Raw genomic sequence first — 689 nt, forward strand, 5'->3', positions numbered from 1 at the left:
GGTGCCGGCCACCTGGTCAAGTTTCTCGAAGAGCTTGTTGGCGCAGTCGATCTTCGCCTTCTCCGCACCACGAAGCTCTAGCGACGAGAGGGAGTACTTGGTTTCGGCGACAAAGTAGACGTGCTTGACAGAGCCTTCCTGGAAGGCGATCGCCCAGTCGGGGTTGTAGTCGTCGAGTGGTGTCGGAATCTTGAATCCGCGCGGGAGCTTGGTGAAGACGGACACCTCGTCGCTGATGTCGAGCGCGGCACCGAAGTCTCGTTCGACCTGGGAATCATCGAGGACGTACTCGTAGACGCTCTTATTTGGGGTGTGGACGGCCTTGGACAGGTCCTGAGCGGTCTGATTCTCGGTGAAGATCGAGGCGTCGTACCGGTCATCGAGGATGTCGTACTCAATGTGCTCGACCATCGTGGCCGCGGCCTGCTCGCGGATCAGCCGCGCAGCCTCGGTGATGAACTGCTCCGGGTTCTGCTTGAACTTCGCAAACGTGTCCGGTCTTACCCGGTGGAGGATGGAGGCGACCGTGCGGCGGGTGAGCTTCGTCTTCTCTGCGATCTCGCCGATCAGATCGTACGGCACCGTGGAGCTTGCACTCAGGGTGGATTCGGATGACTTCGTTCGGGTTACCTTGAAGCTCTCGCCGGACTCCAGGTGCTCGGCTTCGATGATGTCGCGCTGGACGCCCT

General features: G+C 60.2%; 1 protein-coding gene. It reads right to left on the bottom strand.

Features of this window, described 5'->3' with window-relative positions:
• The coding region (locus GTW58_RS13350) for a restriction endonuclease (protein ID WP_483413989.1) at positions 1-689 on the bottom strand (689 nt) is incomplete at both ends.

This window comes from Kocuria subflava, assembly GCF_012163155.1.
GTDB lineage: Bacteria > Actinomycetota > Actinomycetes > Actinomycetales > Micrococcaceae > Kocuria > Kocuria subflava.